The following is a 26,532-nucleotide window of genomic DNA, read 5'->3' on the forward strand; positions in this document are numbered from 1 at the left end:
GGTAAGCCATTCAACCGGAGAGGGGCAGGTCGTACCTAAAGAAAAAAGCCCCGCAAAGCGGGGCTTCGAAAGAGGCGAAGGTGGTACTGATTACCAGATAACCACACGCTCTTCTTCCGGCAGATACATACCGTCGCCTTCCTTCACGTCAAACGCGGAGTAGAAAGCTTCGATATTGGGCAGTACGCCCTGTACACGGTACTCGGCAGGGGAGTGCGGGTCGGTCTTCAGGCGCTCGCTCAGAGCCTCGTCGCGCATCTTGCTGCGCCACACCTGTGCCCAGCCCAGGAATACACGCTGATCACCTGTGAAACCGTCAATCTTCGGCGCTTCCTCGCCGTTCAGAGACATCTTGTAAGCCTTGTAGGCGATACCCAGGCCGGACAGGTCGCCGATGTTCTCACCCAGGGTCAGCTCACCGTTAACGTGCTCGCCTTCCAGCGGCTCAAAACCGTTGTACTGGGCAACCAGCTTGCCGGTCAATTGCTCAAAGTTCTCCAGGTCGGAATCGGTCCACCAGTTGTTCAGGTAGCCCTTGCCGTCAAACTTGGAGCCCTTGTCGTCGAAGCCGTGACCGATTTCGTGGCCGATCACACCGCCGATACCGCCGTAGTTCACTGCGTCGTCCGCGTTCATATTAAAGAACGGCGGCTGCAAGATGGCTGCGGGGAATACGATCTCGTTCATTGCCGGGTTGTAATAGGCATTGACGGTCTGTGGGCTCATGCCCCACTCACCGCGATCCAGTGGTTTGCCCAGCTTGTCGCGCTCGTGCAGGGTTTCAAACAGGGTCGCGGCGATGGCGTTGCCCACCAGGTCGTCCGCCTTCACCTGCAGCGCGCTGTAATCGCGCCAGGAATCGGGGTAGCCGATTTTGGTGGTGAAGTTGGCCAGCTTGGTCAGGGCTTCTTTCTTGGTGTCTTCGCTCATCCAGGTCAGGGACTCGATAGACTCTTTGTAAGCGGCCTTCAGGTTGTCCACCAGTTTGACCATGCGCGCCTTGGCTTCCGGCGGGAAGTATTTTTCCACATAGCGCTGGCCAACCAGTTCACCCACGGAGCCGTTTACAAACTGCACCGCGCGCTTCCAGCGGGGTTCCATCTGTTCAACACCGCGAATGGTGGTGCTGTAGAAATCGAAGTTGGTCTGGGCGATTTCGCTGTTCAGGTAGGGCGCGGCTGCGGAAAGCACTTTCAGTTTCAGGTAGCGCTTCCAGGTTTCCAGATCGGTGTCGGCAATGATCTGGTTCGCGGCTTTCAGATACTCCGGCTGGCCAACCATAAAGCTCTCGGCTTTTTCCAGGTGTGCCTTGCTCAGGTAGCTTTCCAGATCGACGGCCGGCATTAATGCCTGTAGTTCCGCAACACTCAACTTGTTGTAGTACTTGTCCGGATCACGGTTTTCCACTCGGGAGCGGTGGTGTTCTGCCAGGCTTTTTTCCAGTTGGAAAATGGCATCAGCACTCTGCTCCGGGTTGTCCAGACCGGCGATTTTCTGCATCTTGATCAGGTATTCGCGGTAGGCCTGCTGCAGCTTCTGACCTTTTTCAGACTCATCGAAGTAATAGTCGCGGTCGGGGAGGCCGAGGCCTGCCTGCCAGATGACAGTGATGTAGTTTTCAACCTGCTTCAGATCTTGCCAAATACCGGCGCCGAACGGGGTGTTGTAGCCAACGGTGTCCGCGTAGGCGAAAAAATCGCTCAGGTCTTTGCGAGACTGAATAGCGTCAACCTTGGCCAGCTCGCCCTCGATTGCACTCAGACCTTTTTCCTCAATCAGCTCTTCATTCATATAGCTGTTGTAGAGATCGCCAATCTGCTTGGCGCCGGCACTGCTGGCATGCTCACCGGCTTCCATGATCAGGGCTTTTACTTCTTCGGTGGCCTTGTCGCGCAGGATACTGAAACCGCCCCAGCGGGATTTGTCCGCGGGAATCTCGGTGTTCTTCATCCAGTTGCCGTTTACGTAGGCATAGAAGTCGTCCTGTGGGCGCACGGTGGTGTCCATTGCGCTGAGGTCGATACCGGAGCTGAGAGCGCCGGCGGTGCCTTGTTCGGCTACGGGCTTGGCGTCGACGCCCGCGCTGGAAGTGTTGTCAGATTTGGTGCAGCCGCCAGCGGCGGTGATGGCCGTGGCAATTGCCAGAGGTAAAAGCAGCTTTTTCATAGTTGGCCTTTTGGGCTTTTATTGGATGTGGTCCGGTTGATCGGCCGGACGAAGTTTGGGTGGCTCTCATAGTATGCGTGGGCGGGAGATGTCGGCAAGCACTGCTGCGGCGAGTGGTTGCTGCCGGGCGACGGAAATGCAGGCATAAAAAAGCCCCGCGGAGCGGGGCTTCTGGGTGAATCGGCTGCAGGTCAGTCCGGGAGGCGGAAGGTGATCGGTACCGAGAAGCGGTACTCTTCCATCTTCAGCTGTGCCGGAGTGGCGGGGTAGGGGCCCGCGCGATCCACGGCTTCAAGGGCTTCGCGGTTCAGGCTGGAGTAGCGGGACTCCTGCAATGTGCTGACGTTGGTAACATTGCCCCTGTTGTCGATGGTCACGTTCAGGCGAACACTGCCTTCCTGGCCGCGCTCCTGGGCGCGTTTCGGGTAGCGAATGTGCTTGAAGGTGTGCCGCAGAAGCATTGAGTGGTAGATCTGGCGTGCCAGGATCATGTCCGCGGTCAGTGGTGCCTCTTCCTCTTCTTCCAGCTCTTCCTCTTCTTCCATCGGCGGGCTTGTCGGGCGCGTGGTGGTTGGGTTCAGAGGTTTTGGCTGGGTAGACGGGGCGGTGGCTGCTACGGCCGGTTTGGGGTCGGCGCGCGAAGGCTCTGGTTTGTCTGCTGCGGGCTGTTCAGCATTTGCCGACGGCTTCTGAATCGCGGCAGTGCCAATGGCGGCCAGGGTAGGCGGCGGAATGTCTGCGGTCAGCTTCGGCTTGGCAGTTGCTACCTGTACCGGCTTGGCCGGTTCGGGTTTGGCCGCAGCTGCGGGCTCCTGTTCCGCTTCTTGCTCGTCCGCCATGGCGGCGACCTGTGCCACACGGTCTGCCCCCGGCTGCAGGGATTCGTAGGTGGCCAGCAGGCCGGAGTCGACCTGTCCTGCGGCGAGCAGGTTGTCACGGAATTCGGTTGACGGAGGGACCGGGCCCACCCAGGCGCGCAGCAGGGTATTGAAGAACTCGCGGTCTTCGATCATACCCAGCATGATGTCATTCAGAGAGACGGAGGTGATGCCGGTATCCGCGGCGTAATCAATTCGCAGATGGTCTCCAGCCATCAGGCGGCCTTTAAACAGGTTGGCGAAAGTCACCATGTTGTCGGCCTGCCCGGCGAGGGTGTCGCCGGCATTGTTGATCGCGATACCTTCCATCCACTGGTTGCGGAAACGGCGCGCCGAGAGGCGGTCAGCAATGACGCGAACCTGCATGCTGCGCGGCATATCACTATCCAGCAGTGTGCTGGCGCTGTCGGAAAGCTGTTCCGAATAAACGGCGACGATATAGCGGTCTTTATTGAATTGCTGCTCCAGGGCCAGCCCGTTCAGGAGTGGTGCCGCTTTGGCTGTCAGGGCCGAAGCGAACAGCAGCAGGGCAATGACGAGTTTTATCGATTTCATTTTTCGTTGGTATCTTCTTGTCGCCGGATGGGCAGAAACCGGCAGGTAAAGCGCTGAGTCCCCTTCCATATACCCCTGGGGATGATCAGTTGCTTCGGTCGCACCTTCCCCCCGAAAGGCGCGGCCCGGATAAAATACGCACTGGTGAGGGGCTGGAATTCGCACCAAAGACGCTGGTTAAAAATTCCCCATCAATAGCGTGTTTTTGATCCAGGGTCTGCTCAACTCTACTGCAACTGCAATGGAGTTCAACCCTGAAATGGGTAAAATGTCTCGTTTTTTCAATTTCTCGGATTCCCGGGGCAGACACCTGTCACTTTGCACATAGAATGCGTGATTGAATGGTGCACTAGAATGCCCATTGTGCGCAGGGGCGGTGCTGGAAAGCTCCCACCGCAGCCAGTTGAACGCCGACGCAACAGTCAAGATTTACATGGATTACAAGCTGCTCAGCGATTACCCGCGTGATGCCGTGGATCGCCTACTTAATGTCATTCACCTGTTTCGCGATATCCGTGCCACCAGCGAGTGGCAGTACGATGTATTGCTGAAGCGCTCGCGCCTGGTCTCCCTGAGCCCGGGCGAGGCATTGCTGCACGCGGGGGATGTGGACCAGTGGGTGTACTTTTTATTGCGCGGGGAACTGCAGGTACATGTGGATGACACCACGGCTTCCCGGGATGAGCGCCCACTGGCGGTAATCCGTCCGGGAGAAGTCTTTGGAGATCTCTCCATGTTATTGGCAGAGCCACGCAGCGCCACTATTGTGGCGGCGGCCGGTCAGGAAATACAGGTGCTCGCGGTAGACTGCACCCTGTTTGGCGACCTGGAAGACTTCTCGTTGCTGCACCTGCCCACGAAACTGGTGTTCTACCGGAATATGGTCCACTCCCTGCGCTGGAAGCTGGAGGTGTACCGCTCCAAATACCCTACGCACGACCTGGCAAACAGCCACCGCCGGCTGAAGCTCTATACCGGTCCAAAAAACTGTAAGGAAGAGCTGGTTGCTCTCGCCGACCAGGCTCGCGATCTTGCGCGGATCCTGCTGGACTGGAATGCCGAATTCGGTGCTGGTCAGCTGGCGACGGAGGAGTCGGATATGTCCGATTTCCTGGAGTCCATCCTCTCCTGATTTTCAGTACATTCGGTACTCTTGCCTGTTCTCTGTGAACCTTATCCCCTGGCCCGGCGTATAGCGTCGGGCTGCCTCCCCGCGATAGTTCGATCGAAGCTATTTCCATCTGCTTGCTCCGTTTTTCTCGGCCGCACATGCCGTCAATTGGCCTGAATTGACGAGGTGCCACGATTATTCCCTGTGGATTTCGTAATTCGGTAGCTTTGGGCACTGCAGGTGTCATCGATTGTGCATAAAATCCACACTCATCAATCTTAAACATTGCAGGCAGGAATGCGGGTATGAATTTTCTGTTGGGCCTCTGGCGGCAACGCAACTATCGCGCGGCGACCATAGTGGGTGGACTGGCAGCGATATGGCTGTTGAGTGGTCTTTTGGTTGAAGAGGAAAAGACGGAGGCCGAGCGCGAGCGCGCGCAGAGCGTTTCCGCGATGCCGGTCGAGCGGGCCAAAATCCGCGGTCAGTATATAGAAGCGCAGCCGTACACCACGCGCGTGGTGGTCAACAGCCGTACCGAGGCCAATCGCAGTGTGCAATTGCGAGCGGAGCTCGATGGGATGGTGGCCGGTCTACCGGTGGAGGAAGGGCAGACGGTAAGCAGGGGTGACGTTATCTGCGAGCTGGCTGCCGAAGACCGGCCGGAGAAGCTGGCGCGCGCGCGCGCAGCACTGCAAAAAGCCGAGCTCGACTTTGCCGGCGCGCAGAAATTGAAAGGGCGCGGCCTGCAGTCGGATTCTGCCATGGCGCAGCAGGCCGTGGCGCTGTCCAGTGCGCGGGCAGATCTGAAGCGCGCGGAGCTGGATGTCGAGAATCTCAAAATTCGTGCACCTTTCGATGGGGTGGTCAACAGCCGCGCGGTGGAACTGGGGGATTTTGTTCGCCGCGGGGAGGAGTGTGCGACCATTCTGGACCTGGATCCCATGCTGATTGTGGGAGAAGTTTCCGAGGCACAGGTGGGTAGCCTGTTGCCGGGCGCCTCCGCCAGTGCGCAATTGCAGCGGGGGGCCGTGATCGAGGGGGAGCTTCGCTACGTGAGCCAGCAGGCGCACCCGGTAACCCGTGCCTACCGGGTCGAGGTGGCCGTTTCCAACCGTGAAGGCAAACTGCGCAGCGGAGTGAGTGCGCGTATGGCCCTGCCTACCGGGGAGCTGATGGCGCACCGGATCAATTCTTCTCTGCTGACGCTGGATGACGCCGGCTTGTTGGGGGTGAAAATCCTCGACAGCGATCAGCGCGTGGTATTTCGCAATGTTCAGTTGGTTAGCGATGAAAACGAAGGGGTGTGGATTGCCGGGTTGCCGTCGCGGACTCTCCTGATCACCGTGGGGCAGGAATATGTCAGTGTCGGAGAGCGGGTCGAAGTGGAGCTGGAAGACTCAGCCGGTGATTTGCCTGCGCCACTCTCTGCGAGTGGCGCGGAAAAGGGCGGGCCCGTCCCGGTTTCTGTACAGGGCGACCCGCAAATTGGGGCTAGCGCCGGGGAGCCACAGCAATGAGGTTGTTGGAAGGCGCGGTCGACCGCTTCCGAAGCAGCATCAGTTTGATGTTGCTCATCGTCATTATGGGAATCGCCGCCCGTGGTGCCATGACGGTGGAATCCAGCCCGGAAGTGAATCCGCCGATTGTGATTGTGCAGGTAATGCATGAGGGGATATCCCCGGAAGATGGCGTGCGTCTGCTGATCCGCCCACTCGAGCAGGAAATTCGCGCGCTCGAAGGGGTTGAAGAGGTGATGGCCACTGCCCGGGAATCACTGGTTTATCTGGTAATCGAGTTCGATTCGGCCCTGGATATTGATGCGGCGGTGGATGAGGTGCGCAATGCGGTAGACCGGGCCAAGGCCGAGTTGCCGAGGGATGCTGAAGAGCCCATCGTGGAAGAGGCGTCCGCGCAACCCTTTCCCGCGATTGTGGTAACCCTTGCGGGTAACGGGGCGAGCGAACGGGAACTGTTGCGTAGTGCACAGACGCTCAAGCGCAAGATTGAAAATGTCAGCGAGGTGTTGAGTGCCGATATCAGTGGTAATCGGGAAGAGGTGGTCGAGGCAATAATCGACCCGGTACGTCTCGAGCACTACCAGATCACCAGCGGCGAACTGATCAACGCCGTGCTCGGTAACAATCTGTTGATTCCCGCCGGTGAAATGGATGTCAGCAAGGGTCGCTTCTCGGTAAAGGTACCCGGGTTGATCGAGTCTGCCGACGATGTGTACCAAATCCCGCTCAAGCAGTCCGATCACGGTGTTGTGACCCTTGGGCAGGTGACGGATATCCGCCGCACCTTCAAAGACGCCACAAGTTATACCAGCGTGAATGGCCGCCAGGGGTTGTCCATCAATGTGGAAAAGCGCACCGGCGCCAGCGCGGTAGATCTCGCCGATAAAGTGCGTGCGGTGGTCAATGCCGAGCGCGACTATCTCCCCCGCGGAGTGGACGTGGATTTTGTGTTTGACCAGTCCGACTGGGCGCGGGATATGGTCAGCGAGATGGAGGGCAATATTCTCACCGCCATGCTGCTGGTGATGATTATTGTGGTTTCTGCCCTCGGCTTTCGCTCCGGACTGCTGGTTGGGCTGGGTATTCCATTCTCTCTGCTGTTTGGTTCCATCATCACCTGGTTTCTCGGCTACTCGTTCAACTTCATGGTGATGTTCGGCATGCTGCTGGCGCTGGGGATGCTGATTGACGGTTCCATTGTGATTACCGAGTTTGCCGACCGCAAAATGGCAGAAGGCTTGAGTGCACGAGCGGCATACTCGATCGCGGTACGGCGGATGTTCTGGCCGGTGGTCGCCTCTACCGGCACCACACTTGCGGCTTTCCTGCCCATTATTTTCTGGCCCGGGGTCGTGGGTGACTTCATGCGCTACCTGCCGGTGACCGTGTTTGCGGTACTGGCGGGGTCACTGGTTTACGCATTGTTTTTCGCCCCGGTGCTGGGTTCGGTCTTCGGCAAAAGCGATATGGATTTGCCGACACAGCAGTACCTGAAGCAACTGGAGAATGGCAACCCCACCGAGTTGCGTGGGATTACCGGGTTTTATGCCCGCGCGCTGGCGCCGGTGGTGCGGCATCCTCTGATCTCGTTTGCCAGTACCATCGGGGTGTTGATCGCAATCTTTATTGCCTTCGGCAAGTTCAATCCGGGGGTCGAGTTCTTTACCGAAACGGAGGAGCAGTACGGCAACGTGGAAGTGCGCGCGCAGGGCAACCTTTCCCTGGAAGAAAAGCGCGCGCTGGTAACCCAGGTCGAAGCTACAGTGATGAATGTGCCTGAGGTGCGGGTGGTATATACCGCAATTGGCTCCGGTGGAATTTCCGGAAACCAGGAAAAGGCGCCGGACCAGATCGCCAACCTCCTGGTGGAACTGCACTCCACGGACATGCGTGAGCGAAAAAGCCGGGAAATCTTCGCCGATATTCGCGAGCGCACCGCCCACTTCCCCGGCATCAAGACCAGCGCCAAGGCATTCGAAGGGGGGCCCCCGGTCGGGAAAGATATCGTTCTGGAATTGCGCAGCCGGGATTACGACGCACTGCTGGCTGAAACCTGGCGACTGCACCGGGCGCTGGAGAGTGAGTTCGACGGTGTGCGGGATATCGTCAATACCGCGCCCCTGCCGGGTATCGAGTGGGAGGTGAAAGTGGATCGTGCCAAGGCGGCGCTCTACGGTGCGGATCTTACCGGCGTGGGCCGGGCGGTGCAGCTGGTCACCAACGGTGTGCTGATGGCGGAGTACCGCCCGGATGACTCTGATGAAGAGGTGGATATCCGGATTCGCTACCCGGATTACGCGCGCGGCATTACCGCTCTGGATGCACTGAAGGTAAATATCGCTGGTGGCGCGGTACCGGTGAGCAGCTTTGTGTCCACAGAGGCTGGCCCCAAAGTGGACAAGATTGAACGCATCGATGGTATTACCCGGATGCAAGTAAAGGCAGATGTGGAAGACGGTGTGCTGGCTGACGACAAAGTGCGAGAGATTCGCCAGTGGCTGGATGTACACCCGCTGAATGATCAGGTGGAGCTGCTATATCGCGGTGCGGATGAAGAGCAGAGTGAGTCCCTGGTGTTTTTACAGGTGGCCTTCTCGCTTTCTCTGTTCCTGATGTTCATTCTGCTGGTGACGCAGTTCAACAGCTTTTATCAGTCTGCGCTAATTCTGTCGTCGGTCATTATGTCTACCGCGGGCGTTATGCTCGGGCTGACGGTCACTCAGAGTACCTTTAGCGTCATCATGACCGGGGTTGGCATTGTGGCTTTGGCCGGGATTGTGGTGAACAACAACATCGTTCTGATCGACACCTACAACTATGTGCGCAAGTCCGAGCCCGAACTGAGCGCCGCGACTGCAGCGGTCAAAGCGGCCGCTCAGCGGCTGCGGCCGGTATTCCTGACGACCGCCACAACCATTCTGGGGCTCTTGCCGCTGGCACTGGGGGTAAGTGTGGATATGGTGGGGCGCGATGTCGTGGTGAATGGGGTGATCGCTTCTTTCTGGGTCAAACTGGCCAGCGCTATTGTGTACGGCCTCAGTTTCTCTACATTGCTGACCCTGATCGTCACTCCGGTAATGTTGGCATTGCCCTCGGCGCTCAGGGACCTGGTCAAGGGGCTGCTGGATGCCCCTCGATTGTCCTGGCTCAAGGGGTGGCGGAGTTAATCCGAGATTCCCTTAACCAAAAATGAAAAAACCCCGGCGAGCCGGGGTTTTTTCATTCTGTCTGCCAGGATTGGCCAAATCAGGATTTGGCTTTTGGCGGACGACCGCGGCGGGCGGGTGCTTTCTTGGCAGCGGCAGACTTGGCGGGACGGCCGGGCTTTTTCTTGGCCGCAGGCTTCTTGGCTGCGCTCTTGGCCGGACGGCCTGGCTTCTTGGCTGCAGGCTTTTTCGCTGCGCTTTTCGCTGGGCGACCGGGCTTCTTCTTGGTAGCAGCCTTGGTCTTGGCTTTCGCTTTTGCAGCAGCTTTCTTGGCTGCAGCGGAAGCTTTCTTCTTGGCAGCAGCGGCCTTTTTCTTCTCAGCAGCGGCTTTCTTCTTGGCGGCAGCGGCGGCTTTCTTCTTCGCAGCAGCGGCTTTCTTCTTGGCAGCGGCAGCAGCTTTCTTGGCAGCAGCGGCGGCTTTCTTCTTGTCTGCAGCGGCTTTCTTCTTCGCAGCAGCATCGGCTTTCTTCTTGGCGGCGGCAGCGGCTTTCTTCTCAACAGCAGCCAGCTTCTTGGTGATGGCTGACTCTTCTTTGGCTACAGCCTTGGCAACCTTGGTTGCCAGCTTGTTGTCGGCGGCGATGGTTGCCAGCTTGGCTTTCGCGTCGGTAGCAACGGCTTTGGCAGCGGTTGCGGCTTTCTTGGCCGTCGCGGCAGCGGCTTGAGCGCTCTTCAGTTGCTTTTGCTGGGCTGCAGACTTCTTCTTGGCACGTACTGCTTTTACCTTGGCGGCGGCAGCTTGTGCTTTTTTGGCAGCTTTGTCAGCTTCTTTGCTGGCTTTGTCAGCTTCTTTCTTTGCGTCAGCTTCCTGGCTGCTACGCGCCTTTTCCAGCTGAGCTTTCAAAGAAGCGAGTTCTGCTTCCAGTTTTGCTACCGCGCTTACCTTGGCAGCAGGAGCTTTTTTACGTCCGGCCATAAAATATCCCTGTGTCTAAATTTAGTATTTAGGTGTTATTTTGGATGAGTGGAATTCATCGCGCTAATTGCAGCTTATTTATATACTTGAATGCAAGTGTTTTCAGGGCGTTTTTACTCCGTAATGAATAAATTTAAGGCTTTTTTTACTTTTTTCGCCTTCACATGGCTAATGGTCTGCGGATTCGGCGCTTTAATTCCATTAATAGGAAGCGCCGCAACCACAGAAAAGATTGCCTGGCTGGGGGTGATTTTGAATGCGCTGGCGTTGCCCGCGTGGATGTTTTTGCGATTTTTTCGACCGCAGAAATTTCGCGGCGACCTCCGTGAGTCCGGTGCTTTTTTGGGGGTGCTGTTCGGGCTTGCCCTTACATTGCTTGCGGATACCCAGCGTGGATTGCCAATTTACCTGGTGCTCATCAACCTGTTTGTATTTCTGGTCTATCTATATCACCTGAGTGGTGTAGCGCATCCGCTTATGCCTGCGGTACATGATGATTTCCCGGAGCTGGTCGATAATGAGGGGCAAAAATGGAGCGTTGCTGATTGCTGCGCGGCCAAACGTTTGTCCGGAGCCTATGTGATCTTCCTGCGCGGCAGCTATTGTGCGGATAGTCGCGCTCAGTTGGATCAGTTGCGGCAACTGCGACCTGAGCTCGAGCGGAGGAACATCGGGGTGTTCCTGTGGAGTGCGCAGCCAACCTCGGTATGGCCCGAACGGCTTTTACAGCCGCTGTCAGACTCCCGTGTATTTACGCCTTCGGTGTTGCAGTTGTCTTCTCGCTCGCCATTTGTCGCCGGTCAGGCGGCGCCACTGCTGATTTACCCCTGGTTTGCTGATGCTGCGCGCCCGAGTGCCTGGTTGGTGGATGAATCGGGCACAATTCTCTGGCGCGAGCTGTCCGCAAACTATCGTACGCCAGCCGGGGCGGATTTATTGCGCGCGCAATGGTTTCGGTTGCTCGACTGACAGTGGTGGCCTGCTTGTATTGACCGTGTCAAAAAACAAAAAGGGCGTATCGATGAATTCGATATGCCCTTTTTTATGGGGAAAGTTTACAGGGAAAGTTTATAGGGACCGTCTGTTGTGGGATGGATCGCTAAAGCTTCTGGCTCTTTCGAGTCTCCCCTCAGGGTTTGCTCTGTCAGAGCGGACCATAGGGTAAATAGCGGTTATCGGAGTGCTCGCGTATCCACAGCAGTTGATCCCGGTTCAGTGGTGTCTTGCGCTGGCGCAATGATTTCGCCAGGGGAATAACCGGGGATTCGGCTCCGCCGGGCCAATCCAACCGGGACTCCGCCAGGGTGAAAAAGCGGATTAATCCCCAAATCTGTTCCGGCTGCCATTGCCGGGCTTCCTCCAGCCACTGGCTGGCGGGTAAGCCTGCGAGCCAGTGCGCCGGCTTCAGCGCTGGGGGTAATTCAGTCAGGTCGACAGATACCGGGCTTGTTGTGATTTGCGGCTCTGGTAATTCACCGGTAGTTGCTGCATTTGGGGTCGTCGCGCATCCCATTACTTCGAGAATCTGCACCAGCAGTGCGCGGTCAATTTCCTGGCGGGACTGATCATTGGAAGCCTGATTGGCAGGTTCCCAGGCGCCGACACTCATATTCACTCCTATATAAAAGCAGGCCCGGTCAAACGACCTCCGGGCAATTCAGGCGCGGATTATACATTGACTCGGCACCGCGGGCTGCGGGGTATCCCGAAGAGGTGACAGCAGGAGAATGGATGCAGGGCGGGGAATTCTGCATAATTCGGGTATCTGTTGCCTGCGCCCATCTCTGGAGATGGGGTGGCAGTTTATTTTGACCACTTCCTAGCTGAGAGCCACATGAACACAATCGACAAGCCGATCGCTGCGAAAAAGCGTATTGCGCTGGTTGCCCATGACAATCGCAAGCAGGGGTTGATCGCCTGGTGTGAGAGGCACAGGGCGATACTGGAGCAGCACCAGCTGCTGGGTACCGGCACCACCGGGACCCAGATTGAGGCCTCTACTGGCATGCCGGTAGAAAAGCTGTTCAGCGGCCCAATGGGAGGCGACCAGCAGCTGGGGGCCAAGATCTGCCAGGGGGATGTGGATATCCTGATTTTCTTCTGGGACCCTTTCGAGCCCATGCCCCACGACCCGGATGTCAAAGCCCTGCTGCGTATCGCCGCGGTGTGGAATATCCCGGTGGCGTGTAACGCGAGCAGCGCGGATATGATGATCCATTCCGCCCTGATGTCGCAGAGTTTTTCCCGAGAAGTACCTGACTATCAGGGCTATCTGGCAGTCAGAACCGGTGAAATAGCTGGTTAAATTGTAATCTTATTGTGCCTGGCATGTCTGTAAGTTATTGATTTATATAAGGTATGTGCCAGCAGGATAGGTTGCACTTGCATTGATGGCCATTTCCCGGCAATCTTCCCCACCTGATTAGACCGGTGAATCCGGCGAATTCGAATCAAAAACTGTACGGTGTTTTATGAGTAGACGACGCGGTAAGGCCGTAGAAGAAGAAAAAGCGGACATCGACCTGACGCCCATGTTGGACGTCGTGTTCATCATGTTGATCTTCTTCATCGTGACGGCATCCTTCGTAAAAGAGAAGGCGCTGGACGTGAATGTTCCGGATCCGGATCAGACCGAGCAGACTCCGCCGGATCCCGACAAGCAGAATATCCTGATCAGCGTCAACTCTGCTGACGAGATCTGGATGGGCCCCACCCGTGTAGACAGCCGCGCCGTACGTGCCCGTATCGCTCAGCTCTTCGCGGAGAACCCGCAGGCCATCGTGATCATTCGTGCGCACAACAAGTCCAGTGCCGACACTTATGTGACCATTGCCGATGCGGCGAAAGAGGTGAACCCGAATATTCAGGTTTCCCTCGTACCCTACGAAGATTAATCCCTGTCGGTGGATCTTCGTTGAGAGCGAGGCTCTCACAGGATGAAAAAAAGCCAGCTTATGCTGGCTTTTTTTATGTCTGTCATTTTCTCCCGGCCCATGGCCGTGACGCTGCGGTTTAGAATTCCGCGCGGATTGCCCACAGATCAGGGAATACCGGTTTGAACAGGGTGCTCTGCAGGTAACCGACGCCGCTGGAGCCACCGGTCCCCATCTTGCTGCCAATGGTGCGCTCCACCATCTTCACATGGCGGTAGCGCCACTGCTGCAGGGATGTATCGATATCCACCAGGGCTTCACAGATGTCGCTGACCAGAGGGTCGTTGCGGTATACATCAATCAGCACCTTCTGCACCGCGGTGGAGGGGGCTGCTACCAGGCTGAAGTCCCGCTTCAGCTCATTTTCCGGAATCTCGTGGCCCTCGTGGGCGAGAAACTGCAGAAAGGCATCCCACAGGGTCGGTGCCTCCAGTCGTTTCTGAAGACGCAGATAGTGATTGGATCCCGGTGCATAGTTGTCTAGCTTGCGCGCATCCTTGGCACCGTAAAGAAATTCCAGCTCGCGGAACTGGTAGGACTGGAAACCGCTGGCGGTCGACAGGCGATCGCGAAAAGAGTTGAACTCCAGAGGTGTCAGGGTTTCCAGGATGTCTACCTGCTGGATCAGGGTGCGGTAGATGGCGTCTACCCGTTTCAGGGTGTGCAGGGCCCGGTTGCGCTCCCCCGCATTGAACAGGCGCACCAGAAAGTCCAGCTCGTGTAGCAGCTGTTTGAACCACAGTTCATAGCTCTGGTGTATCACGATAAACAGAAGTTCGTCGTGTTCCGGACCTTCCGAAAGTGGCTGCTGGCATTCCAGCAATTCGTCGACTTTGAGGTAGGAGCTGTACGTCACCGTCATATCTGAAAATTCTCTCTCACCGAATCCCGCTCTTTACCGGTTCTTGCGCAATAAAATTAACGAGGTTTGGCTTATTGTAAGTGGATTGTTGCGCAATAGCGTTACATATTGGCCGTATTATAAGGTGGTGGGGCGTAATTGTGGAAAATTCCTATAGGGGTAATCGCTCTCACGCTCTCCTAAATTCAGAATCGGAATCGGTAACCCAAACTGGTCGAATTGGACCTCGTGCGCGGGCGTTGAGTGACTAAACTAGCGCTAATTGTCCAAATTCATAATGAAACCAGAATCATCGGAGCCAACAATGCCCAGCCCGTTCCAGAGCCCCTGTGCTGAAATCGATGCCCGCTTAACCGACCGGGTGTTGGAAATCACCATCAACCGCCCGGAGCGCAAAAACGCGCTGACCCGGGCCATGTATGCCGCCATGGCTGAGCTGTTGACGGCGGCCGCGACAGCCCCTGAGGTCCGGGTGGTGATTCTTACCGGAGCTGGTGGAGCTTTTACCAGTGGCAACGATCTGGCGGACTTTCTCGGTGGTTCCGCCAGCAGCGAAGATTCTCCCGTGTTCCAGTTTATGCTGGCGCTGTACCAGTTCCCGAAGCCGGTTGTCGCTGCGGTCAGCGGTGTAGCCGTGGGCATTGGCACTACGCTGTTGCTGCACTGCGATCTGTCCATTGCCGAGGACAATGCGATTTTTCAGATGCCATTTGTGAACCTGGGCCTCTGTCCGGAGTATGCGTCCAGCTTGTTGTTGCCAAGAATCATGGGGCAGGCCAAGGCCTCTGAGCTTTTGCTGTTGGGCAACAAGTTCGATGCTCAAACCGCGGCAGACGTGAATATCTGCAATGAGGTGGTGTATTCAGGGGAAGGGCTGAGTCGGGCCAGGAAGTATGCGGCGGACCTGGCTCAAAAAGCACCAGAGGCGGTACGCTTGAGTAAAAAATTACTGCGCCAGGGTACTTATGAGTCTGGACTCGCGGCAATACGCGAAGAGGCCGGGCACTTTCAGGAACGGCTGCAATCTGATGAGTTCCGCGAGGCTGCAACCGCTTTTATGGAAAAGCGCGCAGCGGATTTCTCCCGATTTGACTGATTTCACCACCCGCTGTGGTTTCCTGATCTCGAGATAAACTCCCGTGGTCACAGGCCCGCGGGAAATTATTGCTGGATCTATTTTGCTCTTGCGGCTGCCATTGGCGGCCATTTTTCTATCATTTGAATTTATTTTGGGTGCATGTTTCTGATTGCGCTTCTCGCCATGGCTCTTTCGAGTCAGCACCGTGGGGCTTCAGGGAGGTAATACCCGCTGTTCCGTATATTGCGCCGTGGATCCCCAAGTGATTCTCGCCTCCGGAGCCGGTAAACTCCGGCCCCAGATACGGCTCATTTCCGCGATTTTCGGTGAATATCGGCTGAGCCCTAATAAAACTCCTGTCCCGGTTTTTACAATAATGCACTCCGGGCATAGTAATCAGGCGCTTCATGACAGCCTCACAATTGTTCAATGCGGTATCTGAGCTGGTCCGTACCCAGTGGTTTAGCTGGCCGTGGCGGCGAGTGTTTTTGCTCGCCCTGCTCGCGCTGCTGACTGTATTCGGGAGTGCCGTGCGCGCGACAGAGGCCGTCACCGTAGGCACCACAGAACTTGGCACCCAGCGTACGGGACAGCAAGCGGTCTGGCACGACCCCTCTGGAGACGCCGGTTTGCCGGATGCTGTGCAGGCGTTGCGGACCGGTAAATTTGTGCCATTGGCGAGTGCTGGATCCACCGGATTGCAGAAGGGGAGTTACTGGTCGTATTTTGAGCTGCACAATTCCGCGCAGCAAGCGACAGCCCTGCGTCTGGAATACGTGGATCACCAGCTGATCCGACTGCGCGCATACACCCGTACGGCATTATCCGGGCCCTCGTTTCAGGAGATCGCAAATCAGGCGATGGGAGAGCCTTTTGCTCTTCGACCGGTATTCCACAACCGCTTCGTAGTACCCGTCGAGCTGGCCGCCGGAGAAACTGCCGGTTTTCTCGTGCGCTTTGACTCGGAGGAAGCGGGCTTTGTGTTTCCCTCCATGCGCATTTGGAGCCCCGATGCGCTGAGTAAATCCCATACCGGTGAAACGGCCGTACTGGCGTTTCTGTTTGGGGGGATTGCGCTGATCTCGCTGTTTTCACTGATTGTGGGGATCACCACAGGTGACTCCAGTTTTTATGCGTACTTTGTATACGGTATCTCCAAGATTATTGCCTGGGGTACCATTCTCGGTTTTACCCACCAGTACGTGGTGCAGAATCACTTCCACTGGAGCTACATGTCTGCGGCGGGTGCCATTAGTATTTTTTGCGGTGTAGTGTTCGACCGCCTGTTTTTACAAACTCGAAAGTACACGCCACGCCTCGATTACATTCTGATTCTCATGATGTGCAACGCCGGTGTTTTGCTGGCCAGCGCGCTGTTACAAATCAAGCCTGTTGCGCTAATCAGTATCACTCTGGCACTGCTTTTCTACCCGGTCATGACTTTTGTTGCGCTGGTTCGCTGGCGGCAGGGATCGAGTGAAGCGGCGGTATTCGCCATTGGCTGGAGCTTGTTGCTCACAGGACTTTTCTATCAGGCGTTGCGTGACCTGGGACTTGTGGAACATAACCTGCTGAACTATTACCTGCCGCCACTCAGTTCGTTTGTGGAGATGGTTACCATCATGGCAGCCATGGGGATCAAGCTGCGCCGGGTGCGTTTGCAGGGACTGGAATCGGAACGACAATACCGCCGGCACCTGGAACAGTCCAAAGTGAAACTGGAAGGCCTGGTGCGCGCCCGTACCGAAGAGTTGGAAAAAGCGAAACAACAGGCAGAGCTGGAAGCCCGTACAGATCCGCTCACCGGTATCCGCAATCGTCGCAGTTTCCTCGCCGAGGCCGAGCTGTGTATCAAGCGCGCCTATCGCAAAGGTGAGCCGGTCAGTCTATTGATGTTTGATATCGACCACTTTAAAGCCATCAACGACAACCACGGTCACGGTATTGGTGATGAAGCTCTGCGCCAGTTCAGTCATACCATTCAGGCCAAAATCCGTGAAACCGATATTTTTGGACGCCTGGGCGGCGAAGAGTTCGCTTTGCTGATCACCGAGACCAAGCCGGACTCCCTGCATACTGCCGAGCGGCTGCGGGACAATATCGCGGGAATTCGCCTCCCGTGCCCAGATGGATTTGTGCAATTCACCTCCAGTATTGGTGTCGCCTGTGCGCATCAGACGCAGACACTCGAGCAACTGATGCGTGAGGCGGATGAAGCCCTGTACAGTGCGAAACAGCGCGGCAGAGACCAGGTGGTGGATTACCTGGAACCTGCAACCGGCGAGCTTGCGGATACCTCAGTCACTGCGGCCAAGGAACTGGAGCCCGCCTGAGGGGGCTACCTTTCCTCGCGGCGTTCGATACGCTGCCGTACTGCCGACACCCTATCCGGGTGGTCAGTAAATACGCCATCGACCTTCACCGTCTCCAGGTAAAACGTCAAGAATGCCTCGAAGCTGTTAAATCCTTCCGGGAGCTGATCCGGGTCTGCGCGGAAGGTGTATGGGTGTACCGCCAACCCCAGGCGGTGCGCATCTGACACCAGTGTGTTCACCTTGCCATGGGCATCCAGCAGCATCGGGTGCCAGGGGCCGATGCCTTGAGCGTATTCAGCAATTTTTTTGAGCCCCTGTGGCGTGCGCATCCATGCATAGTCGTAAGGGACCCATTTGCCCGCGTGGGGCACCAGCTTTTCTTCCCAGTCTGATTCTGCAACCAGCTGCACCAGCGGAAGATCCATCTCCAGTTCTGGCATCAATGTGGCGTGAATCCTCTGCAGCTCTTCCGCATCAAACGCTTGCAAATATATTTTGCTCGCGCGGTCGGTATAGCCGTACCGCTTGAGGGTTTCGAGTACCATGCGAGAGATATCCTTACCTTCCCGCAAATGAAACCAGGGCTTCTTGATCTCCGGGTAAATTCCAACGTCATACCCCAGTGACTGGTTCAACCCCTGAATGAGTTCCAGTTCTTCCTCAAATGTGGCCAGTTCAAAGCGCGATTTCCAGAGCGGGAAGCGGCCTTTGTACTGAGGATATTCCTGGCCAAGAACGGCAGAAAATGGCCCGGCGACCTGCAATTGTTTCAGCTCTGACAGTGTGAAATCGATCGTGTAGAAGTGTCCGTCCGCCCGCGCTCGACGGGGGAAAACATCGCGAACGTCCGTGACATTATCCAGGTAGATATCGTGCATTACGATGAGATGGTCGTCCTTGCTCAGAACCAGGTCCTGCTCGATGTAGTCCGCTCGCATGCCGTACGCCAGGGCCTTGGCTTCCAGAGTATGTTCCGGCAAATAGCCTGAGGCACCTCTGTGGGCAATGACGATGGGGGAGGAGGCCTGGCTTGCAGACAGGTCCGATGACGCGAATAGCAGTTGCGCTAATAAGAAGAAAAGGATTGATCGCATGGCAAATTCTATGACGGGAAATTTGCCTAAACATAACCGGAAATGGAGTGGGTAAAAAATTTTCTTCCGGAAAAAAGAGAAATATGACAGTGACGTTTCAGTTCAGTGTCCGGAATCTGAATGAAAAGGTACCACTAATCGTTAGTGGTACCTCCGAATGATCAGAAATTACTGAACAATCTTGATCCATTCCCCGGCCTTTGGTTCACCCCTGGGGTAATACCCGTTCAGCAAGCGAAGCTGCTCCTCTGCGTACTCGCCAATCTCCATATGCCGTGCAAGTGAAGAAAAGGTCGTCTTGTCATTCGCCTGAACATAGCGGACGCGCTTGATGTCCGGTTTCACTACATCGGTCTTACGCAGTGGGCGGAAACTGCGGATGCTGGTCATAAACAAGTCATCGTATTCTGCAGCAGACTTTTCGTCCCCGGCAGCGGTGGTAATCTTGCCTTCGAGAATGTATTGGCGGCTACCATAGAACAGCACTGCTACGCGATCTGGTGATTCCGAGTTGCGTTCTGGTAGCTTGCCCGTATGGCCTTCGAGACGGTATTGGCTCAAGGCCTCATCCTGTTCCAGGCTGCGGACATCGTATACTCCGCGCAATGCCATATCGGCTGGCTGGTTGCCGTCCCGCTTCGCCACCTTGATGGTGATTGATGCGGAGTTGTCGGGCGCCGTTCCCACAATCGCGCTGCGTTGATTTTCGACATTCCAGCCCTCGGGGAAGAGCAGCGAAAACCCGAGGCTCTGGTGATTGAAGCGGTTTTTCTCGCTTTCTTGCGCATTTTGCCCGTACACAATCCCTTCGGTTTTCTCGCGGTAATACTCCACCTTGGTAATTTTCTTGTCCTCGGGCAATTTACCGGCGGCATCAACGACTTCGCGCAAGCGGATATCATTACGTGGGTGTGATGAGAAAACACCGTGGTAGGTCTGCTGCTTCTTGCCCTCTACCCGCGCGCGCCGCCGCGCAAAGGTCTCCTGGTCTTTCAGCAGTGCTATGACGTTGATCATTGACTGAGGGTCGTATCCCGCGTTGTACATGTACTGGGCACCGAAACGGTCTGCCTCTAGCTCCATATCGCGGCCGTAGCCTTTTACCGCTGCGGTACTCCAGAGATTTGCCACGTCTCCCACCACGCCGCTACCGGTCACCAGGACTGAGAGTACCGAGGCGACACCCGCGCCCGTGGCTGCCGTCTTCTGACGCACGGCATGCCGGGCCGTAATATGCCCAACCTCATGCGCCAGTACCGCTGCCATTTCTGCTTCCGACTGTAAATAGGTCAAAAGCCCGCGGTTAATGTACACATAGCCACCGGGCAGGGCGAATGCGTTGATATCCTGACTGTCGATAATAGTGAAGTAATAGGTAAGGTCGGGACGGTCACTGGCTTTGGCAACCTTTTGACCAACGTGCTCCACATAGGCATTCAGGATAGGGTCGTTGTACACCGGCGTGCTGGCGATCAGTTTTTCATGCATTTCGCGACCGATCTTGATTTCTTTTTCTTCCGACATCAATACCAGGTCGGGCCGGTTCGTGGCTGGGTTGAAGGCGCAGCCTGCAGCGGTTACCAATAAAATGGCCGCCATGATTTTGTTGAGCGTTTGCATGAGGGGCTCCTGTTTTATTCTCTCCAGTCGGTGTGATTGCCAGTCGATAACCCTCAGCGGCTGGCGGATTGCGGGGGTAACAAAAACTCTTTCAACTGTGCAGCCATTCCTTTGCAGGCATTATTCTGGACGCGCGCAATCAGGGGAATGGGAACAACGATGGCAGGCATATATGACGTACCCTGCGCATCGGCGCTGATTTTTCCCGATAGCTCTTGATCGCGGAAATCCCACACCGAGGCTTCGTAGTCGGACTCTTTGTCCCAGGTACCAAAACCAAAGCAGCCGGCACCGGCAGTGCCAATGGAGCATCCGATGGAACCCGCGCTGGAAGTCGTCTCGGTGGAGCCATCAATCCACACGATGTACTTGACCCCATACTGTTCCATGCGGTTGCGCACATCGGGAATATCCATCAGTTTGCTCAGGGACTTGATATGCATGGGTGCCTTGCGTGGCTCGAACCATGGATAGAGCGCATCGACAAACTGTTGCTCTGGAATGACGTTTACCCCGGACTCCGGACTATGCAGGGTATCCCCGACGCAATTGATCAAATCGGGTTCGGTCTCGTATTCACTGGAATGACGGCGGCCAAGAATGACCACCGAATCCCCGACGGCCAGCTCGCCAGTGCTGCGACGGTACTCGTCGATTACCACAGTAGTGCAGCCAGCGCTGCCCAGGGCGATGGCTGCCAGAGCCAGCGTAGAAACGTATGTGCTCAGTTTTTTCACCGAACCTTCCTCCTTGATTGGCGCGCTCAGATATCGGCGTAGCCGGAATCCTTAAACTTCAAGCCAGCCCGCCGTCGGCGAGACCTCACTCGTTTTCCCCGGTCGTTTTCATCGTCAGCGCACGCTGCTTGTTGGCGATAAATGCCTGTAGTTCCGGTACCCGATCGAAACCTGTGTACAGGGTTGCACCGGCATCGCGCAGTGCGACGTTGATTGCCTGCGCGAGAGCGGCCTCCTGGGACTTGAGAAACGCAGTGGGTGTTTTTCCATAGGCTGTGATCACCCACTCCGCGACCGAATCACCCTGCTGGTTGTAGGCGTGCATGTCGTACTTGATCCACACCTCAAAAATGTTCACCCGGGTTTCCCGAGGCATGGTGAATTGCAGTTCGCGCACCTCGGGCACAATGACCAGGTCAAGCCCCTGTGGCAGGTTGCTGGGATATTGGGCGAGGCTGATGGTTTCGCGGAACATGGAGCCCAGCACCGTTTCGAACAGGTTTTTCTGGGCTCGGCCGGTATTGATATTCCACTCGTCCCGGTCATCGCGATTCTCGCTGTAGGTAAACTTTCGGAAGTCGTCGCTGAGATAGACTCCCACCGTGAGTGGATGTTGATTACCGACAGGCTTGGGAAATTCGCCATCAACGGAAACCGTATGTGCGCAGGCGGTGAGCAGGGTAACGGCCGCCAGTGCGCCCATTTTCCCCAGTGACCGAAATCCATTTTGCCAGATACTCATGTTCTGCTCCCGGGCTTTCCCTGCCCCTCATAAAATCTCAATTCAAATGTTGTTCGCGAAATTGCTTAACTTGACCGCTTAGCGGAAGTCATTCAGTCCTACAAAGGTACCGCCGTTGCGGTAAGTCAGTTCTCGCATCAATGCCGCAAAGCGCAGCCCGGTGGTTTGCAGGTGTAACGGGCGCGAGAATTGAATCGGGAAGCCAATGGCATGAATGCGCACCATTCTCTGGTCTTCCCCGCGCTGTGCGTTCACCCGGTCCACCGCCATCATTACGTTGCGGATGGACTTTCCTGTGAATTCATCACCCAGCACGTAGATGCTGATCTTCTTGTTGGGATCGTAGAAGGTACGCACGGCCTTCTGGATACCCTCTACCGGGCTGGAGTTACTGAACGGGTTCCAGGAGCGCAGGCGGTCGAGAACCGCTTTGCGACGCCCGGGTGTATCCGGGATCCAGCGGTTGCGATAGTTGGAGAACATGTAGTCCCCCATGTCATTCATGACCTGGATACCCTTTACGTTGGGGTAAAGATTGAGGGTATTTACCATTTCACCGATCATGCGGTCCCAGCCGTAATTGAACATACTGCCGGAGGTATCAATGATGAACAGGATATACTCGCTGTCGACGGGGATGCCGCCAATCACGTTGTTCTTGCGCTGGTAGTTCTCGCCGAGCAGGCGTTTCATCTCGTCGGTCATGCTCTGCAGGGCGATGGTCAACTCACCCTTGAGCTTGCCCTCTTCTGACTCGCCCTCGGTCTTACGTGCAAACATTGCCTGCAGGGTATCCAGCTCGCCCTTCAGTTTTGCGATCCGTTTGGTTTCGATATCAAGCTGTTCTTTTTTTGCGTTCAGGTCGCGGTTGAGAATGGTCGTTTCCCCGCGAATTTCCGCCAGTTGTTCCTGCAGCTCCTGTACCTGGCCATCGAGATCCAGCTCTGCTTCTTCCAGCACAATCGGTTCCACGGTTTTGGCGATCATCAGCAGTAATACGATCGCGCCAAAGCCACAGCAGATCACATCCAGAAACGAAATGCTGAACTCTTCCTGTTGCCGTTTAGTTCGCTTGCTCATGGCCAATCCTTTGATGGTGCGAGGAAAGAACCCTGGGTCTCCATAGCCAGTTTCCAGAATTCACTGGCGGCAAAGGGATCGCCTTCCATAGGAGCCAGGACCACGTTGACCGGGATACTTTTTGGCAGAGCATCCACTGCTTTGCGGAATAGCTTGATACGCTCCTTGCCGGAAACGGTATTGCCGCGAGGGGCTTTCATGCCCTGAGTGGGCAGGCCGTCGGTAATCAGAATAATGTTGTCCGGTAACGGCGACATGCTGTTTACCGCATTGAAGATGCGCTCCAGGCTGGTACCGTTTTCGGGTACCACTTTGTTGAGGGCCTTCATTGCAACATCCATCTGGTCACGGTCATCCACATTCAGCCAGCGGTCCTCGGTGCCTACAATGGCAGCCTGAAAACCCGTGTTGAACGTGTAGATCTGGTACTGACTGTCCTGGGGAAACTGCGACACCAGCCAGCTCACGGTCTGCTTGGCGCGGCGCCACTTTTCGGTGTCGCGCTTCACTGAATCGGACATGTTGCGGGTTCGGATTACCTTGATCAGCTCATCCCCCAGCATGCTGGCAGAGGAATCCAGCAAGATCAGAATGCGATCTCCGCCGAGGCGCAGGCCGGTGAGATACTGGCGGTCGCCGTCACCGACAAATTTGCGCACGTTATTACCGAGTTTTTGGTTTTCCTCTTCGAGTTTCTTCTTGGCCTGCTCGAGCTTTTTCAGCTTTTCCTGCAGGCGGGCAATATCCATTTCGTCGGTACTGCTGTCGACCTCGGCGATATTGCCTTTCACTTCCTCGATCTGCTCCATGATACGTCGCGCCAGGCCCTGGGCCGTTGCCAGATCATCGCTGGTGGTATCCAGGGTATTGCGCGCCAGCACCATGTGCTCACGTCCGAATTGAACCTCTTCCTGCAGCAGGTTGACTTCCGCTTTCAGGTCCAGGTTTTCCGCCTCTATGTCGTGATCGGAGCCGTGCTTGATGATCAGAAAGATCAGAGCCACGGCGCCGAAGCCACAGGACATGATGTCCAGGAACGACAGGCTGAAAGTGGTAAACCGCCGGTTTTTACGCGCCATATTGCTCCACACTGATCGCAGTAATTACGCCATCGAAATCTGCCACGCCGATGCGGTCACCGGCAGTCAGATTCACCGGGGCAGAAATGGATTCGCCGTTCAACATCAGTTCTGCACCCGCGTCCACACGCAGTGCCAGGCGGCCGGCGTGGTTAGTGATTGTGGCTGCAGGGTGGGTGGGGGGCGTCGGTGTGACGTCCAGCTTGCCATTCAGCCAGCTCACAAACAGCGGCTGATGTGCAGCCAGTGCCCGGTGTCCATATAGCAGGTGCGTGGCGCCGGCCTCTGCGGCCGCATTCACTTGCACCGCGACTTCAGTGGCCGGCGCCGCGCTGAGTGATGTGATCAGGCGCAGGTTTCCATTTTCGCTGTGGATTTCCTGCCAGTGCTTTTCCACTGCCTGTGCCACGGCATTGTGTGGCAGCAGATGAATACGTTCCGCCAGCTGAGCACCGCCGGGAATTTCGGCCCAGCGATGGGACACAAAGACCACGCTGTTGGTATCGCTCAGGTTTTCAATCATGGCGCGCACCCGCGAGAGAATCGGTGTGCTGGCATCCTGAAGCTGGCGCAGGCTGACCTTGGCGGTACGGTCGTCGAGCTCCGCCATTACTTCGCCCTGTCGCATAGCGCGTGCGATCCACTGGGGGAGCAGGTCGTAGAGCTGCTGTTCCGCTTCTGCGGAATGGAAAGGGTCGAACCGGCACTGCATGATGAAGGCATCGGTAAAAATTCGCGCCCAGGCTTCCTGAAAGTGCTGCAGGCCTGCATCATTTACGGTTTCGGCGATATCCAGTTCTGTTTGTTCGTGCACGGCGACACGACTGACCAGCGTCTGGTGCCTGTGCAGTTCGACATGCAGATGTACGCCGCGCGGGGCACAGCTACTGATACTGGCACTGGCTGTGTCCACCAGTGCTACCGTGTTGAACGGGCTCTCCTTGACGACTCCCAGTAACAGCGCCAGTTGCTCATGGGTGAAATTTCCCGGAACGGCGAGGGCGACTTCATCGGGCAGGTCGCACAGCCCGGCAATTTCCTTGAGCTGGCAGAAGGCCAGGTCTGCGTGGTGACGGCAGCCGGGGTTGTCGGACTTTACCGACTCCAGACTGAGGCGACGCCAGAACTGGTGATTGACTTGTGTCGGGTGGCTGCGTGCGCGCATCAGTGCGGCGGTGCCTGTCACAATTTCCCGGCTGTTGATGATCGCCACTCCGGGACTTTCAATTATCTCATTGGTGCTGTCGAATACGCGCAGGCCGCAGTCGTTGATTTCCAGTACACCTTTGCTCATGGTCTTTCCTGTTTATTTCGAGGGTAACCCAGTCCCTGATTACCCGATGTTTTCGGATTAAATAGCTGATCAGGCCTTGCTCAACTCACTTTCAGGAAACGCAGCAACTTGTTGTCGCAGTAATTTTGCGCGTCCAGTACCAGCCGTTCCTGCATCAACTGCAGCTGGTGGGTGAAAAACATGATGACGATACTGATTACCAGTGCGACGAAGGTGGAGTTGAATGCCACACCCAGGCTCACGGTCACCCCGGCGATATCGCCTTCTACCGCGCGATGCGCCTGTGCAAGGGCTTCACCAATACCGCGCACCGTGCCTATAAACCCGATGGAGGGAATGGCCCAGGTGATGTAGCGCACCATGGCCAGTTCGCTGTCCAGTCGATCGCCTTCGGTTTCACACACTTCTTTTACCGAGTTGGATACCGCTGCCACATTGCGGGTGGAGCCAAATCGCTGCAGGGCAGTAAGCAGTGCACGTGGTAACAGGAAATTGCGTTCGTCTTCCGGAAGTGCCTGAATCGGCCGAGAAAGGTCACGTGCATCTTCTGGGAGAATGGGAGTACCTTCGCTGACGTTGAGCAGGGCCTGGTCCAGCAACTTGCGCTCGCGCATGGAGCGGCGCGCTTTGAGGCCCATGATCGCCATTGCCCACAGCATCAGTACGAAACAGGCTTCCTGCTCATAGTCACGCATTACGATGTAGAGGGATCGCTGCTGCGCGTAGGTTTCACCGGCTTCTTCCCGTGCCATCTGCTCCTGAATCAGTGCGTCTGCATTGGGCCGGATGATGGCCACGTATATCGCGTGAACCAGGATGATGGCGCCGAGTAGGGCGAACAGCTGGAACATAAAATCTGAAGACTTGAATTTCATGGGTTTTCCCGCTTTTTTGTGGGGCCATTCCGTTGGCTTCCGGCCCGGTATTACTATTGCTGCGTTTGGTGTTACGCGTTGGTCTTTCTAACGCTTAAATATCTACTGGATAGGAGACAGAGAGATCTTCGGAGATTTCCTCGGTTGCCTCATAGTTGTCGGCGCTTTGTGCACTCTGCGCTTTGATGCTGGGTGGTGATTTTTTCACGGGCCTGGCTGTGTCCTTCTCGACTGAAACGGGGGCGGCGCTTGCGGCTTCGCTTTCCGATTTCGATGCGTCTGCCTGTTTGCTTTGGGCGTCTTCCACGGAAGACTGCGCCTGCGTACTCAGCGCCTGGACACAGAGTGCTGCGGCAAAACCCAGGGACAGAGTGGCGATGACAAACCGGCGACCGAACAGGGGGGCAGCCGGTAACGCCTGCGCCTTTATCTCGCGTTGTGTGGGTGAATGTTGCTTTTGCATTTTCAGTT

Annotated in this window: 22 protein-coding genes and 1 pseudogene; 8 read left to right on the top strand and 15 right to left on the bottom strand. The window is 56.3% G+C overall.

Annotated features, from left to right (window positions below; translation table 11 throughout):
- Positions 1–90 precede the first annotated feature (90 nt).
- Both ACYX4K_RS01375 and ACYX4K_RS01380 read right to left on the bottom strand, forming a co-directional pair.
- Positions 91–2,166 carry a M13 family metallopeptidase gene (locus ACYX4K_RS01375; protein ID WP_475093879.1) on the bottom strand — a complete coding sequence of 692 codons (2,076 nt, stop codon included), beginning with the start codon at positions 2,164–2,166 and terminating at the stop codon, positions 91–93.
- 191 nt (positions 2,167–2,357) lie between these two features.
- Entirely contained in the window at positions 2,358–3,599 is a 1,242-nt protein-coding gene (locus ACYX4K_RS01380; protein ID WP_475093878.1) for a TonB family protein, read from the bottom strand.
- Positions 3,600–3,975: 376 nt separating this feature from the next.
- Here ACYX4K_RS01380 and ACYX4K_RS01385 point away from each other — a divergent pair, with 376 nt between their 5' ends.
- The 3 genes from ACYX4K_RS01385 (at position 3,976) to ACYX4K_RS01395 (ending at position 9,397) form a co-directional block, all read left to right on the top strand.
- Complete coding sequence (locus ACYX4K_RS01385) at positions 3,976–4,731, top strand: cyclic nucleotide-binding domain-containing protein (protein WP_475093877.1); 756 nt, start codon at positions 3,976–3,978, stop codon at positions 4,729–4,731.
- 284 nt (positions 4,732–5,015) lie between these two features.
- On the top strand, positions 5,016–6,230 hold the full coding sequence (locus tag ACYX4K_RS01390; protein WP_475093876.1) for an efflux RND transporter periplasmic adaptor subunit: 1,215 nt from the start codon (positions 5,016–5,018) through the stop codon (positions 6,228–6,230).
- Entirely contained in the window at positions 6,227–9,397 is a 3,171-nt protein-coding gene (locus ACYX4K_RS01395) for an efflux RND transporter permease subunit (RefSeq protein WP_475093875.1), read from the top strand. The genes ACYX4K_RS01390 and ACYX4K_RS01395 overlap by 4 nt, the downstream gene beginning before the upstream one ends.
- 79 nt (positions 9,398–9,476) lie before the next feature.
- Here the strand turns inward: ACYX4K_RS01395 and ACYX4K_RS01400 are convergent, their stop codons facing one another.
- Positions 9,477–10,352 (bottom strand): hypothetical protein, encoded by an 876-nt coding sequence (locus tag ACYX4K_RS01400; RefSeq protein WP_475093874.1) that lies wholly within the window; start codon positions 10,350–10,352, stop codon positions 9,477–9,479.
- A gap of 123 nt (positions 10,353–10,475) precedes the next feature.
- Between ACYX4K_RS01400 and ACYX4K_RS01405 the strand changes: the two genes are divergently transcribed.
- On the top strand, positions 10,476–11,321 hold the full coding sequence (locus ACYX4K_RS01405; RefSeq protein ID WP_475093873.1) for a hypothetical protein: 846 nt from the start codon (positions 10,476–10,478) through the stop codon (positions 11,319–11,321).
- 175 nt (positions 11,322–11,496) lie between these two features.
- Here the strand turns inward: ACYX4K_RS01405 and ACYX4K_RS01410 are convergent, their stop codons facing one another.
- Positions 11,497–11,961: a hypothetical protein gene (locus ACYX4K_RS01410; protein WP_475093872.1), complete on the bottom strand. Its 465-nt coding sequence runs from the start codon at positions 11,959–11,961 to the stop codon at positions 11,497–11,499.
- 225 nt (positions 11,962–12,186) lie between these two features.
- On the opposite strand from ACYX4K_RS01410, the gene ACYX4K_RS01415 reads away from it, so the two are divergent.
- Entirely contained in the window at positions 12,187–12,657 is a 471-nt protein-coding gene (locus ACYX4K_RS01415; protein ID WP_475093871.1) for a methylglyoxal synthase, read from the top strand.
- 166 nt (positions 12,658–12,823) lie between these two features.
- A complete protein-coding gene (locus ACYX4K_RS01420; RefSeq protein WP_043317707.1) occupies positions 12,824–13,246 on the top strand; it encodes an ExbD/TolR family protein in 423 nt (140 codons plus the stop codon).
- 118 nt (positions 13,247–13,364) lie between these two features.
- Here ACYX4K_RS01420 and ACYX4K_RS01425 read toward each other — a convergent pair whose 3' ends face one another.
- Both ACYX4K_RS01425 and ACYX4K_RS01430 read right to left on the bottom strand, forming a co-directional pair.
- Entirely contained in the window at positions 13,365–13,736 is a 372-nt protein-coding gene (locus tag ACYX4K_RS01425; protein WP_475119488.1) for a tryptophan 2,3-dioxygenase family protein, read from the bottom strand.
- Positions 13,737–13,775: 39 nt separating this feature from the next.
- Positions 13,776–14,156 (bottom strand): annotated as a pseudogene (locus ACYX4K_RS01430) (tryptophan 2,3-dioxygenase family protein); the annotation flags it as partial.
- 295 nt (positions 14,157–14,451) lie between these two features.
- Between ACYX4K_RS01430 and ACYX4K_RS01435 the strand changes: the two are divergent.
- Positions 14,452–15,243, top strand: a complete 792-nt coding sequence (locus ACYX4K_RS01435) for an enoyl-CoA hydratase (RefSeq protein ID WP_475093870.1) — start codon at positions 14,452–14,454, stop codon at positions 15,241–15,243.
- A 389-nt stretch (positions 15,244–15,632) separates the two neighbouring features.
- Complete coding sequence (locus ACYX4K_RS01440; protein ID WP_475093869.1) at positions 15,633–17,558, top strand: sensor domain-containing diguanylate cyclase; 1,926 nt, start codon at positions 15,633–15,635, stop codon at positions 17,556–17,558.
- A 5-nt stretch (positions 17,559–17,563) separates the two neighbouring features.
- Here the strand turns inward: ACYX4K_RS01440 and glpQ are convergent, their stop codons facing one another.
- The 9 genes from glpQ to ACYX4K_RS01485 form a co-directional block, all read right to left on the bottom strand.
- Positions 17,564–18,634 carry a glycerophosphodiester phosphodiesterase gene (gene glpQ, locus ACYX4K_RS01445; protein WP_475093868.1) on the bottom strand — a complete coding sequence of 357 codons (1,071 nt, stop codon included), beginning with the start codon at positions 18,632–18,634 and terminating at the stop codon, positions 17,564–17,566.
- A gap of 168 nt (positions 18,635–18,802) precedes the next feature.
- Complete coding sequence (locus tag ACYX4K_RS01450) at positions 18,803–20,254, bottom strand: M48 family metalloprotease (RefSeq protein WP_475093867.1); 1,452 nt, start codon at positions 20,252–20,254, stop codon at positions 18,803–18,805.
- A 53-nt stretch (positions 20,255–20,307) separates the two neighbouring features.
- Positions 20,308–20,991, bottom strand: a complete 684-nt coding sequence (locus ACYX4K_RS01455) for a hypothetical protein (RefSeq protein WP_475093866.1) — start codon at positions 20,989–20,991, stop codon at positions 20,308–20,310.
- Between the two features lie 85 nt (positions 20,992–21,076).
- Positions 21,077–21,733 (bottom strand): hypothetical protein, encoded by a 657-nt coding sequence (locus ACYX4K_RS01460; RefSeq protein WP_475093865.1) that lies wholly within the window; start codon positions 21,731–21,733, stop codon positions 21,077–21,079.
- 78 nt (positions 21,734–21,811) lie between these two features.
- Positions 21,812–22,813 carry a VWA domain-containing protein gene (locus ACYX4K_RS01465; RefSeq protein WP_475093864.1) on the bottom strand — a complete coding sequence of 334 codons (1,002 nt, stop codon included), beginning with the start codon at positions 22,811–22,813 and terminating at the stop codon, positions 21,812–21,814.
- Positions 22,810–23,892 (bottom strand): VWA domain-containing protein, encoded by a 1,083-nt coding sequence (locus ACYX4K_RS01470; protein ID WP_475093863.1) that lies wholly within the window; start codon positions 23,890–23,892, stop codon positions 22,810–22,812. Before ACYX4K_RS01470 ends, ACYX4K_RS01465 begins: the two co-directional genes overlap by 4 nt.
- Positions 23,882–25,186, bottom strand: a complete 1,305-nt coding sequence (locus tag ACYX4K_RS01475; protein WP_475093862.1) for a hypothetical protein — start codon at positions 25,184–25,186, stop codon at positions 23,882–23,884. Before ACYX4K_RS01475 ends, ACYX4K_RS01470 begins: the two co-directional genes overlap by 11 nt.
- A gap of 80 nt (positions 25,187–25,266) precedes the next feature.
- Positions 25,267–26,061 carry a MotA/TolQ/ExbB proton channel family protein gene (locus tag ACYX4K_RS01480; protein ID WP_475093861.1) on the bottom strand — a complete coding sequence of 265 codons (795 nt, stop codon included), beginning with the start codon at positions 26,059–26,061 and terminating at the stop codon, positions 25,267–25,269.
- Between the two features lie 94 nt (positions 26,062–26,155).
- A complete protein-coding gene (locus ACYX4K_RS01485; protein ID WP_475093860.1) occupies positions 26,156–26,524 on the bottom strand; it encodes a hypothetical protein in 369 nt (122 codons plus the stop codon).
- Positions 26,525–26,532: the final 8 nt, after the last annotated feature.

The sequence above is a fragment of the Microbulbifer sp. ABF4_107 genome, assembly GCF_056312215.1.